Source organism: Mycoplasma suis str. Illinois, assembly GCF_000179035.2.
GTDB classification, from domain to species: domain Bacteria; phylum Bacillota_I; class Bacilli_A; order Mycoplasmatales; family Mycoplasmoidaceae; genus Eperythrozoon_A; species Eperythrozoon_A suis.
In genome coordinates this window covers 555,014-573,996 of record NC_015155.1, presented here as the reverse complement: position 1 = coordinate 573,996, position 18,983 = coordinate 555,014, and the positions used below count along the sequence as shown (strand labels likewise).

The 18,983-nt window shown below is 36.2% G+C and carries 13 protein-coding genes; 10 read left to right on the top strand and 3 right to left on the bottom strand.

Features of this window, described 5'->3' with window-relative positions:
* From rpoC to MSU_RS03390, 10 genes are all read left to right on the top strand, one after another.
* Positions 1 to 7,932 (top strand): DNA-directed RNA polymerase subunit beta', encoded by a 7,932-nt coding sequence (gene rpoC / locus MSU_RS04985; RefSeq protein WP_013610073.1) that lies wholly within the window; start codon positions 1 to 3, stop codon positions 7,930 to 7,932.
* A gap of 19 nt (positions 7,933 to 7,951) precedes the next feature.
* Positions 7,952 to 8,224: a hypothetical protein gene (locus MSU_RS03420; protein WP_013610072.1), complete on the top strand. Its 273-nt coding sequence runs from the start codon at positions 7,952 to 7,954 to the stop codon at positions 8,222 to 8,224.
* A gap of 108 nt (positions 8,225 to 8,332) precedes the next feature.
* The gene (locus MSU_RS05005; RefSeq protein WP_013610071.1) at positions 8,333 to 8,707 is read left to right on the top strand and encodes a hypothetical protein; all 375 of its coding nucleotides are present in this window, start codon (positions 8,333 to 8,335) and stop codon (positions 8,705 to 8,707) included.
* A complete protein-coding gene (locus MSU_RS05000; RefSeq protein WP_408632407.1) occupies positions 8,692 to 9,294 on the top strand; it encodes a hypothetical protein in 603 nt (200 codons plus the stop codon). Before MSU_RS05005 ends, MSU_RS05000 begins: the two co-directional genes overlap by 16 nt.
* A 68-nt stretch (positions 9,295 to 9,362) precedes the next feature.
* Positions 9,363 to 10,028 carry a hypothetical protein gene (locus tag MSU_RS04980; RefSeq protein WP_013610069.1) on the top strand — a complete coding sequence of 222 codons (666 nt, stop codon included), beginning with the start codon at positions 9,363 to 9,365 and terminating at the stop codon, positions 10,026 to 10,028.
* The gene (locus MSU_RS04975) at positions 9,953 to 10,624 is read left to right on the top strand and encodes a hypothetical protein (protein ID WP_334198810.1); all 672 of its coding nucleotides are present in this window, start codon (positions 9,953 to 9,955) and stop codon (positions 10,622 to 10,624) included. Before MSU_RS04980 ends, MSU_RS04975 begins: the two co-directional genes overlap by 76 nt.
* Before the next feature lie 46 nt (positions 10,625 to 10,670).
* Entirely contained in the window at positions 10,671 to 11,861 is a 1,191-nt protein-coding gene (locus MSU_RS03405; RefSeq protein ID WP_013610067.1) for a hypothetical protein, read from the top strand.
* Between the two features lie 63 nt (positions 11,862 to 11,924).
* Positions 11,925 to 13,115 (top strand): hypothetical protein, encoded by a 1,191-nt coding sequence (locus MSU_RS03400; protein ID WP_013610066.1) that lies wholly within the window; start codon positions 11,925 to 11,927, stop codon positions 13,113 to 13,115.
* A gap of 111 nt (positions 13,116 to 13,226) precedes the next feature.
* Positions 13,227 to 14,501 carry a hypothetical protein gene (locus tag MSU_RS03395; protein ID WP_013610065.1) on the top strand — a complete coding sequence of 425 codons (1,275 nt, stop codon included), beginning with the start codon at positions 13,227 to 13,229 and terminating at the stop codon, positions 14,499 to 14,501.
* Positions 14,502 to 14,574: 73 nt separating this feature from the next.
* The gene (locus MSU_RS03390; protein WP_013610064.1) at positions 14,575 to 15,798 is read left to right on the top strand and encodes a hypothetical protein; all 1,224 of its coding nucleotides are present in this window, start codon (positions 14,575 to 14,577) and stop codon (positions 15,796 to 15,798) included.
* A gap of 670 nt (positions 15,799 to 16,468) precedes the next feature.
* Here the strand turns inward: MSU_RS03390 and MSU_RS03385 are convergent.
* The 3 genes from MSU_RS03385 to MSU_RS04820 form a co-directional block, all read right to left on the bottom strand.
* Positions 16,469 to 17,698 (bottom strand): hypothetical protein, encoded by a 1,230-nt coding sequence (locus MSU_RS03385; RefSeq protein ID WP_043885226.1) that lies wholly within the window; start codon positions 17,696 to 17,698, stop codon positions 16,469 to 16,471.
* 81 nt (positions 17,699 to 17,779) lie between these two features.
* Positions 17,780 to 18,691, bottom strand: a complete 912-nt coding sequence (locus MSU_RS03380; RefSeq protein ID WP_013610062.1) for a hypothetical protein — start codon at positions 18,689 to 18,691, stop codon at positions 17,780 to 17,782.
* 7 nt (positions 18,692 to 18,698) lie between these two features.
* Positions 18,699 to 18,920, bottom strand: coding sequence for a hypothetical protein (locus MSU_RS04820; RefSeq protein ID WP_013610061.1), 222 nt, complete (start codon positions 18,918 to 18,920; stop codon positions 18,699 to 18,701).
* Between the last annotated feature and the right edge of the window lie 63 nt (positions 18,921 to 18,983).

Genomic DNA, 18,983 nt, shown 5'->3' with positions numbered 1-18,983 from the left:
ATGAGTTACAAGTTAAAAGAGGTAAATTCTGTAGTAAAGAGAATTGACTTCTCTAAGTATCCTACAGCTGATTGGTCTCTACCAAACCTTAGAGGAATCCAAATTGATTCCTATAAGAAGTTCCTTGAAAGTGGAATTCAAGAACTTATTTCAAAATACTTCCCTATTACATCAGCTTCTGGAAATACACAAGTATTCCTAGATGGAATAGAAATAACAGAAGTTGATGTAACAGAAGAAGAAGCTGTTAATAGCTCTAAGAGCTATCAACGATCTATATATCTAAAACTTAGATTAGTTTCTAAGTATAGTGAAGGAAAGAGTAAGCTATCTACCTCAAGAATCTTCTTTGGTAATATGCCTATCTTCTCTTCATCTTCCAATTTCATTATTAATGGAATTGAAAAGTTTGTAATCTGTCAAATTGTAAGATCGCCAGGTCTATATGTGCTTAATAAAGCACAAATAAGACTTTCAAATTCTAGAAAGAGAACTCAAGAAGGAATAGTTTGCGAACTTCTTCCAGTTAAGGGAGTTCTTCTATTATTCCATCTTCCTAATCCTTCTGATAAGAAAGATGGAGGAGAAGAATCCACTTCAATTAAGTTAATTGCAAGAAATACTTCAGGTAATAATGCTTACTCATTCCCTGTAACAGTATTCCTGAAAGCTCTTGGTATTTCAACAAAGACAATTACGTCTTTGTTTGAAAAGAATCCAGAGCTTATGAGAGCTTTCTCACAAGAAAGCTTTAATCCTTCAGGAGCACTTAATGATTCTCTTGTTGTATCTATTCTTTCTGAAATCTCAAGTGCTAAGGGAGCACAAAAAATGAGAGATCTATCTAAGGGATGAATTAGAGAAACTCTTTACTCTCTGTGTATGAGATACACAGAAGCTGAAAGAGAAGGAGCTTCTAGAGCTGTAAAAGAAGATATTCTTGAGAAGATAGCTATTGAATTGGCTGCAAAGCAATTAATTAGCTCCTTCTCAATTAATACAGAAATTGCTAGAAGAGAAATTCACTCCTATCAAGAATTACTGTGGTCATACTTCTATGACAAGAATTATTACCACATTCTTCCAGCAGGAAGATACAAACTTAACTACAAACTTTCTGTATGAGAAAGAATGAGAAACAAATATCTTGCTCAAGATATTTGTGACTTATCAGGTAGTGTTGTTTTTGCAAAGGACACATTTATGGACTTTGAAAAACTATCTGAATTCAAAGAAGCAGCTATTGCTAAGAAACTAAATATTAGACATAAGTTCGATATCACCAGAACATTTGATGATATCGAAGGAAGATATAGAGATTTCGATGTAATCGAATATGAAAAAGTATCTATTTACTCAGGAGGACTAGATAGTGAGGTTATTACCCTTCTAGGTACTCCTTACCTAGAAGATGAAAAACCTCTAAATCCTTCTGATGCTCTAGCTATTATCTCCTACATGCTTCACCTAAAGAAGAAAGTAGGAGAATATGATGACATCGATAACTTAGGTAATAAGAGACTTAAGTTAATCGATGAATTACTTAAGGACAGAATAGCTATAGCTCTAACAAGAATTCAAAAATTCTCTGTAGATAGAATGAATAGCTTAGAGTCTAAGCTAAGCTACTTCTCTCTTCAAGATGGAGAGCTAGAAGACTACTTCTCTTTGAGTTCTATTATGAACACAAAGCCTTTCCAAATAGTAATTAAAGAATTCTTTAATTCTCACCAATTGGTCCAATTCTTGGACCAACAAAATGTTCTTTCTGAAATTACTAATAAGAGAAAGATTTCTGCTATGGGTCCTGGAGGTATCAAGAGAGAAGACCCTAACTTAAGTATTAGAGACGTACACTACTCTTACTACGGAAGAGTGTGTCCTATTGAAACTCCAGAAGGTATGAATATTGGACTTATTATGGCACTTGCTTCTCTTTCAAGAGTAGACAAGTATGGTTTCTTGAATACTCCATACTACAGAGTTAAGAATGGAGTTATTCAAAAAGATCAAAAAGTTTGATTGAACTCTATTCAAGAAAGAAGTTTCTGTATAGCAGAAGCTACTACAGAAAGAGATGAAAACGGAAGACTTATTGGTCCTGTAACAGTAAGAAGAGATGAAGAAGTGGAATCTGTGGATCCAGAAGAAGTTAGTTACATAGATGTAGACTGTACACAGATTACATCTATTTCTACATCTTTAATTCCATTCTTGGAACATGACGATGCAAACAGAGCTCTGATGGGAGCTAACATGCAACGTCAAGCTGTTCCACTTATTAGTCCTAAGTCTCCAATTGTAGCTACTGGAGTAGAAAGTAGAATAGCTAGAGACTCAGGAGTAGTTATCCAAGCAGAAGATGATGGAATCATCACCTACATGGATAGCTCTCAAATAAGAGTTAAGTATAGAGGAGAACTAGGTGAAAAAACATATAGTCTTCAAAAATTCATAAAGACTAACCAAAACACATGTAAGAACCAACTAGTAGTTCCTAGAAACTCTAGAGAAGTTAAGAAGGGAGACATACTAGTAGATGGACATGCTATCCAAAATGGAGAGCTAGCTCTAGGTCAAAACATACTTGTAGCCTTTACCTCTTGGTATGGCTACAACTATGAGGATGCTATCATCCTATCTTCTAGACTAGTTCAAGAGAATGTATATACATCTCTTCACATCCAAGAATATACAGTGAACTGTATGAGAACCAAGATAGGTGATGAAGAAATTACAAGATTCATTCCTGGATGTACTGCAGAAGAAAAGAAATATCTAGATGAAGATGGAGTTATTCTAGTAGGTGCTGCAGTTAAAGAAGGAGACATCTTAGTAGGTAAGACTTCTCCTAAGGCAATGGGAGAAGTAACTCCAGAAGAAAAATTGCTTCAAGCAATTTTCTCTGAAAAAGCTAAGAGCGTAAAAGATTCATCTCTAAGACTACCTTCAGGATCTGAAGGTATCGTTACAAAGATACTTCGATACTCTGCAGCTAAGGGAGACAGACTAGGAGATGATGTTTTGGAAACTATAAAGATCTTTGTTACCTCAAAGAGAAATATCCAAATTGGTGACAAGATGGTAGGTAGACACGGTAACAAAGGTATAGTTTCCAAAGTTGTTCCTGTAGAAGATATGCCTTACCTAGAGGATGGTACAGCTGTAGACATCCTACTAAACCCTCTAGGTGTTCCTTCAAGAATGAACATTGGTCAAATTCTTGAAAGCTATCTAGCATTCTCTGCTAGAAAGCTAGTATTCAAGAAGATTCTAGAAGCATTCTTTGACTCTAGTCTAGAATCATGTGATACTCTATTCTCTAGATCTAAGGTAGAACTTGAATCACTTGGAAAAGTGATTAAGTCCTACCTAGAAAGTAAGAATATAAAGAGCAGAGAAGAAGCTCTTTCTAAGTTAACTCAACTAGACTTCTCAATCATACTTTCACATGCTGGTATTAAGTATGATGAACTAGAAATTAAAGTATTAACTCCTATTTTTGCTGGTTGCAAAAATAGTGACTTAATAAATATCATGGCTGATGCTGGAGTGGACTTCAAGCATCACAATGGTAGATTCACACTGTACGATGGTCGAACAGGTGAAAAATTCAAAGATCCAATTTCTGTAGGTATTATCTACATGCTGAAATTGGATCACATGGTTGATGACAAGATATATGCTAGATCAGTTGGACCTTACTCCAAGATTACTCAACAACCATTAGGTGGTAAGTGTCAAAATGGTGGTCAAAGATTTGGGGAAATGGAAGTATGAGCACTTGAAGCTTATGGAGCTGCCCACAACTTAAGAGAACTTCTTTCTCTTAAGTCAGATGACATCCAAGCTAGAAACTTGATCTACTACTCAATTATTAAGGGTCAAGCACTTCCAAAGCCTACAATTTCTGAGTCCTTCAAGCTTCTTGTTAAGAAGCTTCAAGCTCTAGGACTTAGAGTAAATATAAGCTTTGGAGCTGCAAGAGAAGTATTAGGATTTGATGACTATCTTGCTAGAAGAATGAAGTTGAATGAAAAGATTCAACTTATGAGTTGAAATAACCAATCTGTAAGAGAAGATCAAGAGAAGTACAAGCTAGGAGATTCTAACTTCGCTCAAGAGAGCGAACTAGAAGACCTAACAATTAATGGTTTCCAAGTAAGTATTACTTCTCCCGAATACCTTCTATCTCTATCTAGAGGAGAAGTTAAGTCAGCAGAAACAATTAATTACAAAACATTCAAACCAGAAAAGGGTGGACTTTTCTGTGAAGCAATCTTTGGTCCTGTTAAGGACTATGAATGTTTCTGTGGAAAGTATAAGAGAGTTAGATATAAGGGTAAATACTGTGAAAAGTGTGGAGTATGTATCACAGAATCAATAGTTAGAAGAGAGTGAATGGGACATATTGCACTTGCATGTCCAATTGCACACATCTGAATGATCAAAGAGCTACCTTTGCCATCAAAGGTATCTCTAATACTTGGTATTAAGTACAAGAGTGTAGAAGAAGTAGTTTATTTCGTTAACTACATAGTTATCGAAATAAAGAACTCAGAAAATAAGAGATATTCTGGTATCTTTGAAAGACTAGAACTAGTTAATGTTTCTGATCAAAATAGTCCTCTGAGATCTCTATTCAAGATTAGAAAGCTTCTGCGTCTAATCTATGAAGAAATAGCTGAAAAGGAAGGAACAGATTCTGTTTCCTATGAACAAGGAAGAGTGTATTACAAAGCTCTTTCTTCATCTAACCTTCCTTTCTCACTTCACGATGTATTTGAATACATCTACAAGTGAAGTGGTATCAAGATAGGTACAGGTGCTGAAGCTATCTATGAACTACTTAAGAAAGTAGATCTAGATTCACTTGAACACTCTATTCTAAAACAACTTGAAGGTAGAAAGAAAGAAGTTTCTTCAAGTAATGAACCTAAGTACAAGAAACTTCTTTCTAGACTAGAAGTTGTTAGATGATTCAAACAATCTGGTAATAGACCAGAATGAATGATTCTGAAGAACATTCTTGTTCTTCCTCCAAACTTAAGACCTATAGTTCAATTAGATGCTGGTAGATTTACTACCAGCGATCTAAATATCTTCTATAGAAGAATCATTATTAGAAATGAAAGACTTAAGAAGATCTTAAGTCTAAATGTAACTTCAATTATCGCTAATAATGAAAAGAGAATGTTACAGGAAGCTGTAGATTCTCTAATTGATAACTCAAGTAGAAAGAAGCCTCTATTAGCTAAGGACAAGCACCCGCTTAAGTCCCTAACTGATCACCTAAAAGGTAAGCAAGGTCTCTTCAGACAAAACCTACTTGGTAAGAGAGTAGACTACTCTGGTAGATCTGTTGTGGTAGTAGGACCTGAACTAAAACTTCACCAAGTAGGTCTTCCTATCTTGATTGTCTTGAAGTTATTCAAGCCATTCATAATAAGAGAACTTATTAGAAGTTATATAGATGAAGAAACAGGCGAAAGAGTTCAAATTGCACAGAACATCAAAGTAGCTGAAAAGATCATTGAAGATCAAGAAGATGTTCTGTGACCTGTAGTTCAAAAGGTAATTAAAGAAAGACCTGTTCTTCTAAACAGAGCTCCTACTCTTCACAGCTTGGGTATCCAAGCTTTTGAACCTATTATTGTGGAAGGTAAAGCTATTTGTCTCCACCCTCTAGTAACTACTGCGTTCAACGCAGACTTTGACGGAGACCAAATGGCAGTACACCTTCCACTATCTGAAGAAGCAGTTAAGGAAGCTAGAGATATTCTTCTAGCCCCTCACCATGTATTGGCACCTAAGAATGGTCAACCAATCTTGATGCCTTCTCAAGACATGGTATTAGGTCTTTACTACCTAACTAATACAAGAAAAGGAGCAAAGGGAGAAGGAAGACTTTGCTCCTCAGTAGAAGAAGTGAAGTACCTATACGAAATAGGAGAAATAGACTTAAATGCATTCATTCTTGTAGGTACTTCTATCTTCAGCAATAAGAAGTGAAATAAGAAGGGGCTTCTTATTACCACTCCAGGTAAGGTAATCTTTAACCTAGCTCTACCTTCTGATTACAGATATGTAAATGACTCTTCAGAAGAAGGAGTTTCTGAAGAAGACATTGTAGAGCTAGGAGTAGATTACACTGAAGTGGTTGCAAATATTAAGGAGAAAGCTCCTTTCAGTAAGAAAGTAATGCAAACCATCATAGAAGAAGTCTATGAAGGTTATCCACTAGAAAAAACATCCGAGATGTTAGATAATATCAAGACTCTAGGATTCGAGTTCTCTACAAAGTCTTGCATCACTATCTCTCCATTTGATATTCCTAGATTCAAAGATTCCTTTAAGGAAGATTTGATAGTTGAAGCTGAAAAGAAAGTAAGAGAACAAAAGGAATTCTTTGAATTAGGAATGATTACTGATGATGAAAGATATCAAAGAGTAATCAATCTTTGAAGTGAAGTTAAGGATAAAGTATCTGAACAAGTTAAGAGCTGGTTCAGAGGAGAAGAATATAGAGATAATCCAATGGCTATCATGGAAAAATCTGGAGCTAGAGGTAGCTTGTCAAACTTTGTCCAACTATCAGGTATGAGAGGACTTATGAATAGATCCTATAACTATGGACAAAGTAATGACTCCAAGATAATTAAGGACATCATAGAAGTTCCTATTAAGAACTCCTTCATAGAAGGTCTTAATATAATTGAATTCTTCAACTCTTCCTATGGATCTAGAAAGAGTATGGCTGACACAGCAGTGAAAACTGCTAAGTCAGGTTACATGACTAGAAAACTTGTGGATGCTTCACAAGAAGTAGTAGTTAGATCCATAGACTGTAATCCTAAGAAGGGAGTCTTAATAAGAGCTATTAAGGCTGAGGGAAGTGACAGTATGGTTAAGACTCTTGAAGAGAGACTTAGATATAGATGTGCGTTTAAGGACATTGTATGTCCTCAAACAGGAGAAGTACTGTGTGCTGAAGGAGAATACATTACTCCTAAGATAGCTAAGAAAATACAAGATCTTGGATTCGAAGAAGTAGAAGTGAGAGGAGCATTTACTTGTGAACAAAAACGAGGTGTTTGTCAAAAATGTTTCGGTTACGACCTTAAGACTAAGAAACCAGTTAAGGTCGGAACTGCTGTCGGAATAATTGCAGCTCAATCAATTGGTGAGCCTGCAACACAACTTACCATGAGAACATTCCACTCTGGTGGTGTTGCAGGTGAATCCAACATTACTCAAGGGTTTGAGAGACTAAGACAACTATTTGATGGAATTAAACCTCACTCTTGAGAACAAGCAATAATCTCAGATATTAAGGGAGTTGTTAAGTCTATTGTTCGAAGAGGAAACTCTCGAATAATAGAAATTAAAGGACCTCTTGGAAAGAGAGTTTATGAAGTTGGAATGGCTATTAAGGTTAGAGTACAAGTTGGAGAAGAAGTTAATGTTGGTACTCTAATAACTGAAGGTCTTCTAAGTCTAGACGAAATTAAGAGAAGTCTAGGTATTGAAAAGACTAGAACTTATATGGTTGAAGAAGTTCTGAAGGTTTACTGAATGCATGGTCTAGACTTATCAGACAAGTATGTTGAAGTTATAGTAAATCAAATGACTAATAAGTGAAAAGTTCTAGAGTCAACCAACACTAAAGTCAGTGTTGGTGAAATTCTAGAAGGTGAAAACTTCAAGAATAGAATTGATAATATAATTATCGAAAAGGAAGAAATGCCAGTAGCTGAAATAGAAGTTCTAAACTTGGAGGATGTTCCAATGAGATCAGGATCATTCCTAGCAGCTGCTGCGTTCCAAGACACTAGAAAGGTCTTGACTGATGCAGCTGTTAAGGGAGAACAAGACAGCATCATGTCTCTAAAATCCAATCTAATTGTTGGGGAATTAATAGGATTGAAGTAGTTTCTAAGCTTTAGCGAATATGAATATATTCGCTAAAGCTCTCATGCTTAATGGAGTTCTCGGAGGGGCTGTTGGTGGAGTCTCCAAGCTTGGGGGGAAATCTATGGATATTAGAGATGTTGAGAAAAGGATGGCTGGGTTTACTCAAGAGGATGAGGGGAAATATGTGGTTATGAGTGAACTTAATTTTGATACTAGTCATCACGGGAATGAGGAAGCTAATAGTGGTGTTAGTGTTTCGTTCGAGGAGCTTAAGCATGTACTTGGTGTTACTGAACCTTCTTCCTCTTAGAAAATTACAGGCAAGTTAATACTCGCTGTAATATGTAGCGGAAACGGTTGCTGAATCGCTGCCACGCAGCGATTCAGCAATGATGGCGACGGGACCGGAACCAAGGCGATGCTTGATTCCGAGAGTAAATTTGAAAAAGTCCAAGGTATTTGATTTGATGACATTGATTGGGGTGTTGATGTAAGTTATGACAGGGTAGGGAATAATGAAAAAGCTGAAAATGATTGTGTCTATTTGGATAGCAGTGGGTATGCATATGGGTGCAAAAAAGTGAATGAGAGGATTGGAAACGATAGTCAGGGTACGGCATTTCAGCGAAGAATAGGTAAGGAAAAAATTGCATTACAAGATAATGGTTGAGGGATAATGGTCGGTAAAGTGTCTTTTGTTGTAGGATTGATTGAAATGGTTAAGGGAGATGGGAATGGTGAAGAGGGTTTTAGTAACAAGAGAAAGGGAATAAGGAGATGATGGGGGCGGTAAAAAATAAGTTCATTAGTAATGTTTGCGGAGGAAAAAGTTGAAAGGAAGAAGGGTATGTTGAAAACTGAGATACTAATGGAAGCATAAAAGTGATTGAAGGTCAGGTATTTGAATTTGGGAAAGGAAGAAGTAATAATGGAGAACTATTAGCTTTCGAAAGGGAAGGCGAGGGTCAAGATATTTTTGGAGGAGAAGAAAAAGGGGAAACGGGAGGTAGAGGAGTATCACCAGGTGACTGACTTAAATCAGCTCGTTGAGATGGTAAGATGAGTGATCAAAGCTGTAGCAGTGTAGAACAGTGAAATACTAGATTTGATGCGGGAGCTAAGAATAGCAGGAATGATTGCTTGAGTAGCGAAGGAGGTAATGAAAAGAAGAGCAACAAATGATTACACGATCAGAGCTGAGAGGATATTAAGAAAAAATTTGGGTTCGGTAAAAAGAGCGAAAAGAATGAATGTCAATGACTAATGAAAGAGCCATTTACTGGGAGAGGACATGAAGATCTAAGACCAGAGCATACTATGGTAATGGGTTTCAGATTGGAGGTTCTTTCATTAATCACCCTCAACAATATGCGCATGTAAATTATTGCTAGAACGCTGCGCTGAGGCAGCGATTCAGCAATGATGGCGACGGGACCGGAACCAAGGCGATGCTTGATTCCGAAAGTAAATTTGAGAAAGTTCAAGGTATTTGGTTTGACGACATTGATTGAGGTGTTGATGTGAGTTATAGTAATGCGGGAAGTAATGAGGAGAATATTGAAGAAAATTGTGTATATATTTCTGGAAGATATGCGTATGGTTGTAAGAAAGTGAGTGGAAAGGTGAGGGCGGGAAGTAGTGAAAAGGAATGGACATCATTTCAACTTAGGGTAGGTAAGGAGAAAGCTAAATTACAGAAAAATGGATGAGGACTAATGATTGGTAAAGCTGGTTTTGTTATGGGTTTAATTGAGCTGGTTAAAGGTCAAGAGAATGAAAGGAGTGGCAATTTTGAAGAAAAATGAGGGGAATGGTTTGAAGAAGGCAAGGAGGAAGATAACTGCTTAGATGTCACTTACAGAACAGATGAGGAGAGAAAACAAGAAAGAGAGGAAGAAGAATATACATATAAGAAAAAAAATGTAAATGAAAGTTGAAGAATGGCAAAAAAAGTGAAGTATTGAGTGCTCTTAAAAAGGTGTTTGCTGATGAAAAAATGTGAGCTAAGAAAAGTTTTAAGAGAGAAGATATTAAGGAATTGTGTAAGGGGGATAGTAGTAAGTGGCAGGCAAACAATTTTGGAAAGAATGGTGCAGGGGTTATGGAAAAAGTAAGGAATAATTTCATGGAAAGAGTTTGTAACACCAATAAAGGAAACTATGAGAATGGAAGGGAGAATGAATATATAAGTAACTGAGATACAAACGGTAATTTCAAGGTAATTGAGGGTCAGGTATTTGAATTTGGGGGAAAAGAAAGAGGTGAAGTTTTAGCTTTCGAAAAAATGGGTGAAGGTCAAGATATCTTCGGAACAGAAAGAGAAGGAAGCGGAGGAACAAATAGAGTGACTGCTGGTGATTGACTAAAACTTGCTAGATGAGAGGGTAATCTAGGTGATCAAAGTTGTAATAGTGTCGAGCAATGAGAGACACGAGATCACAAGGGAGCAAATTCAGGAACTAATCAATGTACTAAGAATGAAGTGCAGAAAGAGGGTGATAACAGTGGAAAATGACTAAATGATCAAAGTTGAGACAATATTCAAAAAAGATTTGGACTTAAGAAAAAGAGTAAAAACGATAACTGCCAATGACTAATGAAAGAACCATTCAAAGGATCAGGACATGAAGATCTAAGGCCAGAGCATACTATGGTAATGGATTTCGGTTTGGTTCTTTCATTAATTACTAATAACGAAATATGTAGGTAAATATTGTGAGATCGCTGCGTGGCAGCGAATTAACGGAACCAAGGCGATGCTTGATTCCGAGAGTAAATTTGAAAAAGTCCAAGGTATTTGATTTGATGACATTGATTGGGGTGTAAATGTAAGTTATAGGAGTGTTCAGGGTAGTGAAAAGGCTGATAACGGTTGTGTGTATTTACTCAGTGGTGGGTATGCGCGTGGTTGTAAAAAAGTTGTTGAAAATGGGAGACAGGGAGGGGAGCAGGGAACGGCCTTCCAAAGAAGGCTTGGTAAAGAGCGTAATAAGTTAAAGAAAACTGGTTGAGGATTGATGGTCGGTCAAGTTGGTTTTGTTATGGGGTTGATTGAGCTAGTTAAAGGTGGAAATGGAGATAGAAGGGACTTTAAAGAGCAGTGAAAGGATTGATTTGAAGAGGTAAGGAGTAACGAAAAAAATTGTCTAGATGTTATTGAAGAAAAAGAAAGAGGTGAAGAAGTAAAAGAAAGCTATAAGAAAAAGAAGTGTAAATGAAAACTAAAAGAGGAAAAGAAGGGACAAGTATTGAGTACTTTTAAAAAAGTATTTGCTGATGAACAAGGCTGAGCTAAGAAGAGTTTTAAAGTTAGTGATTTAAAGAAATTGTGTGAAGATGGGGGTAGTAGTGGGTGAAATACAGATAATTTTGGGAACTATGGGAATGTAATGGGAAAAGTGAAAAGAAAATTTGAGGAAGGGGTTTGTAGAAGGAATGGAGCATCATGAAGAAGTGGAAATGATAATGATTACGTAAAAAATTGAGAGGTTACAGGAGATCTAAAAGTAATTGAAGGTGAAGTATTTGAGTTTGGAAAGGGAAGTGGCGGAGAAATACTAGCTTTTGAAAAAGAAGGTACTGGAGAAGAAATTTTTGGAAGAGATAGGGAAAAAGGACAAGTATCAGCTGGTGATTGACTAAAAATTGCGAGATGGGAGGGTCTCTTGGGAGAACAGAGTTGTCATAGTGTTGAACAATGACGAACTAAGGAAAGTGGTATTGGAGCAGAGGATAATCAATGTGCTAAAGATAATAATCAGGGGGATGGAGAACAAGGTGGGAAATGACTTAATAATCAGAACTGGGAGAGCATAAAGAGAAAATTTGGATTCAATAAGAAAAGTGAGAATAATAAATGTCAATGACTAATGAGAAAGAAAGATAGAGAGGATCCTAGGGATAGAAAAAAATTTAAAGATGACTTCTTTATTAGTAGTCATCTATAGTGGTATGTAAATAATCATTATTTAAGCGCTGCTTAGCAGCGTATTGGACAAGGAACCAAGGCAATGCTTGATTCCGAAAGTAAGTTCGAGAAGGTTCAAGGGATCTGATTTGACGATATCGATTGAGGTGTCACAGAGGGTTATGAAATGGTAGGGAGTAGTGGACAAGCTGAAAAAGGTTGTGTGTATTTAACAAGTGGTTATGCTCGAGGTTGCAAAAAAATTACAGGAAAGGGTGATGGAGGAAGTGGAGCAGCATTTCAAAGACGGATTGGTAAAGAAAAAGTTAAGTTGATAAATACTGGATGAGGAGTAATGATTGGTAAGGTTGGATTCGCTGTTGCATTAATTGAAATGGTTAAAAGTAGAGTAGGGAATAAAAACAGTGAAGACTTTAAAAGTAAGTGAAATGAGTGATTTGAGGTGGAGAATGGAGATAATCAAAGTTGTTTGGAAGTTACTGAAAATAAAAACAAAGAAAAGGGGGCAGAAAGTAGTAGTAAGGAATATGAATACAAAAAGAAGAAATGTAAGTGAAGATTAAGAAGTAATAAAAGAGGAGATGCTTTAGAAATCTTTAAAAAAGTATTTGCTGATGAAAAAACATGAGCTGAAAAAAGTTTCACAAGAGAACATATAGAGGGGTTGTGTGAGAAAGGAGGCAGTAGGTGACAGGAAGATAGTTTCGGGAATAATGGAAAGGATGTAATGGAAGAAGTAAGAAGAGGGTTTGAAGAGGCACATTGTAGCGAAGGAAAAAGTAAATATGAAAAAGGAAATAGTAATTACGTTAAAGATTGAGGTGCAAGCAACAATATCAAAGTAATTGAGGGTGAAGTTTTTGGATTCGGAAATAAAGAAAGCATAGAATACTTAGCTTTCGAAAAGGAGGGTGATGGAAAAGAGGTCTTTGAGAAAGCAGAAAATGGAAAGAGACAGGGGAAAAGCAATAATATAACAGCTGGTGACTGGCTAAAACTTGCTAGATGGGGTGGTAGTAGAGCTGATCAAAGTTGTCATAGTGTAAAACAGTGAAATACAAGGAATCATAAGGAAGCAAGCACAAGTAGCAATCAATGTGTTAAAGATGAAGCTACAGAGGGTGGTGATGGTGGGGGTAAATGGCTTAATGATCAAAGCTGGGAAAACCTAAAGGGATGATTTGGATTAGGAGCGAAAAGTAGTGAAGATAACTGCCAATGACTAATGAAGGAACCATTTGAAACCCATTACCATAGTATGTTCTGGTCTTAGATTTTCATGTCCCGATCCTTTAAATGGTTCTTTCATTAGTCACTTATAAAAATATGTAGATAAACAATTTTCATAGCTGCGTTGCAGCGAATAAGAACCGGAACCAAAGCTATGCTTGATTCCGCTAGTAAGTTTGAAAAAGTTGAGGGGATTTGATTTGACGACATTGATTGAGGTGTTGAGGTGGGTTATGAAACAATGGGAGAGAATGGAGAGGGAAAAGCTGAAAATGATTGTGTTTATTTAGTAAACGGATATGCGTATGGTTGCAGAAGGTTAGAAAAAGATGGAAATGGGAATAATGGAACTGCTTTCCAGCAAAGATTAGGTAAAGAGAAGATTGGGTTACAAAAAAATGGATGAGGAATAATGGTTGGAAAAGTGTCTTTTGTTATTGGGCTGATTGAAATGGTTAAGAAGAATGGAGGTAGTAGTGAGGGGTTTGAAAAGAAATGAGGAAAATGATTTGAGAAAGATAGTGGAGAAAGTTGTTTGAAGGTTACTGAAAAGAGTGGAGGAAGAAATCACGAATATACAAAAAAGAAGTGTAAGTGAAAGCTAAAAAGTGAAAAAAGAGGAGAAGCTTTAGAGGTTTTTAAGAAAGTTTTTGCTGATGAGAAAAGTTGAGCTACAAAAAGTTTTGAGAAAAATCATATAGATGGGTTGTGTAAAGATGACAATAAGTGGAAAGCAGATAAATTTGGAAAAGGTGGAGGAAATGTTATGGATGAGGTGAGGAGCGAGTTCAAAGAAACACATTGTAGTGGAGAAGGGAGTAGGTACGGAGAAAAAGGGGGATATGTAGATAACTGAGATGTAAATGGAAAAATAAAGGTAATTGAAGGTCAAGTGTTCGAATTTGGGAAAAAAGGGGAGAAGAGGAATTCAGAACTACTTTCCTTCGAGAAAATGGGTTCTGGAGAAGATATTTTCGGAGAAAGAGGGAGAGATGTGGGAAGGAATCAAATATCAGCGAGCGACTGACTTAAGTCGGCTCGCTGAGATGGTAAGTTAGCAGATCAAAGTTGTAGTAGTGTTGAACAGTGAAAAACTCGGAATAGTGGAGTAGATGAGGACAATAATCAATGTGTAAAGAATAGAGATAATGGAGAAGGTGGTAAATGATTGAATGATCAAGATTGAAACGATCTTAAAAAGAAGTTTGGATTTGGAAAAAATAGTAAGGAAGGAAACTGTCAATGACTGATGAAAGAACCATTTAATGGAAAAGATCATGAAGATCTAAGACCAGAACATACTATGGTAATGGGTTTCAAAATATATGAAACCCATTTTTATCCGCAAACATTAAATGTGTTCTTTTTTAAAAAATTTGTTTGAAATCAACACCCCTTCTTTCTTTTTTCTCACTTAAGAAAAATCTAAAGTTTTTGTAATTGTTGAAATCGCTGCCACGCAGCGATTCAGCAATGATGGCGACGGGACCGGAACCAAGGCCATGCTTGATTCCGAAAGTAAGTTCGAGAAGGTTCAAGGGATCTGATTTGACGATATTGATTGGGGAGTCAGTGTGAGTTATGAGAATGGAAATGGAGGTGATGGGAAAGTTGAAAAGGACTGTGTCTATTTGGATACCACTGGATATGCATATGGATGTAAAAAAGTTACAGGAAATGGAGAAGGTGGAAGTGAAGGTACAGCATTTCAACGAAGAATAGGAAAGGAGAAGATTGGTTTACAGAAAAATGGTTGAGGGATAATGGTTGGTAAGGTTAGCTTTGTTATGGCGTTAATTGAAATGGTTAAAGGAAATGGGAGTAGTGGAAAAGAGGAAGAGTTTAAAAGTAAGTGAAGTAAATGATTTGAAAAAGATAATGGAGGAGAGGGAAGTTGTTTAGAAGTTACTGAGAGGGTGGGAGAGAATAATGGACAGGATAATTACGACTATAAGAGAAAAAAATGCAAATGAAAGTTGAAAGAAGATAAGAAAGGAGATGCCTTAAGTATCTTTAAGAAAGTATTTGCTGATGAGAAGACATGGGCTGAAAAAAGTTTTAAGAGAAAGAATATTGATGATTTGTGTGGAGAGGGGACTAGGTGAAAGGAGAACAATTTTGGAAGAAATGGGAGTAATGTTATGAAGGAAGTAAGAGAAGAGTTTAAGAGTGCTCATTGTAAAAGTGGAAGGAGTAAATATGGAAAAGAGGGAAATGATTATGTAAGAGAATGAAGCACTAGCGGGAATATCAAAGTAATTGAAGGACAGGTCTTTGAATTTGGGGGAGGAGGTAATGGAGAATTATTAGCTTTTGAAAAAGAGGGTAATGGTTCAGATATATTTGGGGAAGCTAGAGAAAGAAAAAGACAAGTAACTGCAGGTGATTGACTAAAAGCTGCTCGATGAGAAGGTAAATTAGCTGATCAAAGCTGTAGTAGTATAAAACAGTGAAATACTAGAAATGATCCGGAGGCAAACAGAAAAAGTAATGACTGTGTAGTGGGAGATGAGGGAGAAGGTAAAGGCAAAAGTGGTAAATGGTTGAATGATCAGGAATGAGACAAGCTCAAAAAGAGATTTGGATTAGGGACAAAGAGTAGTGAAGGTAACTGTCAATGACTAATGAAAGAACCATTCAAAGGAACAAGACATGAAGATCTAAGGCCAGAGCATACTATGGTAATGGGTTTCAGATGTGGGTCAAAGATCTTGAAAGAGTTATAAGAATAAAAAATAATAATTAAATTTATTTGATTTAACATACACTTATTTATTTCAGTTAACTTTTTCTTTCATTTAATTTCTAACTACATCGAAAAATAGTTATTTGTTATTTTTTTCTTTAAAGTAATTTAGTTTTATTTTTTAGTCGTTGCAATTGCAACGACTAGAAGGGGGGGGGGAACCTTTTGAGTTACAGGTGTTCTAAAGAAAAAGAGGTGGGGTAAATTCGAAAAAGCTATAAGGGAATCTAATTTAATGACATTGAAGTTACTCGTATTCGAGAAAGAAGATACTAGAAAGAATATTTTTGGAGAAAAAATAAATAGAAATATATAGCTACACAAAGAAAGGAGCTGACCTAGGTCAGCTCTCTAAGAAGAAGAAATTTAACTAATTAGTGTTGTAGAACAGTAAAAATTAAAGATTCTGGTATAAGAAATTACCAGAATAAGTATTTAAAAAAGATGAATGGCTGATTATTCAGCCATTAAAAAAGGATTTTAAAAGAATTTAATTTTTGAAAAGTCGGGTAGTTGAAAAAAATTAGTAGTCAAAAATGAACAAAAGCCCTGAAAATCAAGGCTTTCGAAGGGTTTAAAAATGGAAAATTTTGCTAAAAATTGAAAACACGACTCGCACATTAATCATGGTTCCTTGATTGAGGATCCTTCTAACTTTTACCTTCGGTATCGATCCGCAAGATCTTTGACCCACATCTGAAACCCATTACCATAGTATGTTCTGGTCTTAGATCTTCATGTCCTCTCCCAGTAAATGGCTCTTTCATTAGTCATTGACATTCATTCTTTTCGCTCTTTTTACCGAACCCAAATTTTTTCTTAATATCCTTTCAGCTCTGATCGTGTAATCATTTGTTGCTCTTCTTCTCATTACCTCCTTCGCTACTCAAGCAATCATTCCTGCCATTCTCAGCTCCCGCATCAAATCTAGCATTTCACTGTTCTACACTGCTACAGCTTTGATCACTCATCTTACCATCTCAACGAGCTGATTTAAGTCAGTCACCTGGTGATACTCCTCTACCTCCCGCTTCCCCTTTTTCTTCCCCTCCAAAAATATCTTGACCTTCGCTTTCCCTTTCGAAAGTTAATAGTTCTCCATTATTACTTCCTCCCCTCCCAAATTCAAACACCTGACCTTCAATCATTTTTATGCTCCCATTAGTATCTCAGTTTTCAACATACCCCTCTTCCTTTCAACTTTTTCCTTCGCAAACATTACTAATGAACTTATGTTTTACCGCCCCCATCATCTCCTTATTCCCTCCAAAATTATCTGCATTTCAATTTTTCTCCCCACACAAATTTTTCATGTGTTCATTTTTGAAACTCTTTTTAGCCCATCTAGGTTCATCTGCAAACACTTTTTTAAAAACGCTCACTGCAGCCTCTTTTTTCTCCCCCTTTAATTTCCATTTACACTTCTTAGGTTTATATTCATACTCTCCTTCCCCTGTCCCTCTCTTATTCTTATCTTTTCTAGTAACTTCCAAACATTTCCCTTTTCCATCGTTATCTTTTTCAAACCATTCCTTTCATTTGTTATTAAAGCTTTCCTCACCATTCCCATCTCCCTTAACCATTTCAATCAATCCTACAACAAAAGACACTTTACCGACCATTATCCCTCAACCATTATCTTGTAATGCAATTTTTTCCTTACCTATTCTTCGCTGAAATGCCGTACCCTGATTACCGTTTCCATTCCTTTCATTTACTTTTTTGCACCCATATGCATACCCACTGCTATCCAAATAGACACAATCATTTTCAGCTTTTTCATTATTCCCTACCCTGTCATAACTTACATCAACACCCCAATCAATGTCATCAAATCAAATACCTTGGACTTTTTCAAATTTACTCTCGGAATCAAGCATGGCCTTGGTTCCGGTCCCGTCGCCATCATTGCTGAATCGCTGCGTGGCAGCGATCAACAATATATATTTACATATTTTTTGTTATTCCAAAAATAATCCTTTCATTAGTCATTGACAGTTACTTTCTTTCCCTAGCCCAAACCATCCTTTCAAGTTTTCTCAGTTTTGATCATTTAGTCACTTACCACCTCCCTCTCCATCTTCGCTCTTAGAGCATTGATTGGTCTCTGAATTAGCTCCCTCATCATTTCGTGTTTCTCATTGTTCAACACTATGACAACTCTGATCAGCTCTACTACCTCCCCATCTAGCTAGTTTTAGTCAGTCACCCGCAGTTACTCCTTCTCTACTTTTTGTCTCTTCTGTTTTTTCAAATACCTCCTTACCATCTCCTTCTTTTTCGAAAGCCAATAATTCTTTATTGTCTTTCTCTCCAAATTCAAATACTTCACCTTCAATTACTTTGATATTGTTGCTTGTCTCTCAGTTATTAACATGTTCTCCATTTCTCGTCCCTCTATATTTATTTCTACCGTTCTCACAATGCGTTTCTTGAAACGCATTTTTTACTTTTTCTACAACTTCATCCTCATTTTTTCCAAACTTATCTTTTTGTCATTTACTGCCACCACCACTACATAACCCATCTATTTCATTCTTTTTAAAACTTTTCTTGGCTCACGATCTCTCATCCCCAAAAACTTTCTTAAAAATACTTACTGCATCTTTTTTCTTATCTTTCCTTAACTTTCATTTGCATTCTTTCTTTTCATATTTATAGTTATCTTTTCCCTCTTCACTATCTCCCTTACTTTTATCTCTAGTAACTTCTAAACAACTCTTTTGGTTCTTTTCCTCCCTTTCAAACCATTTATTTCATTGTTCACTAAACTTTTCATTTTCCTTACTTCCTCCTTTAACCATCTCAATTAAAGCTACAGAAAAAGTTACTTTACTAATCATTAATCCTCATCCAGTTTTTATTAACTTCACTTTTTCTTTACCAAGCCTTCTTTGGAAGGCTGTACCTTTCCCTTCCTTCTACTTCACCATTTACTTTTTTACATCCACTCGCATATCCAATCATTAGATATACACAATCACTCTCAGCTTGCTCATTTCCTTCCTCACTTATTTTTCTGTAACCAACATTGACACCTCAATCAATGTCATCAAACCAAATACCTTGGACTTTTTCAAATTTACTTTCGGAATCAAGCAATGCTCAAGAATTCCATTTTTTAATTTTTGAATCGTTGTTTAATAGCGATTAAAAAAAGAAATT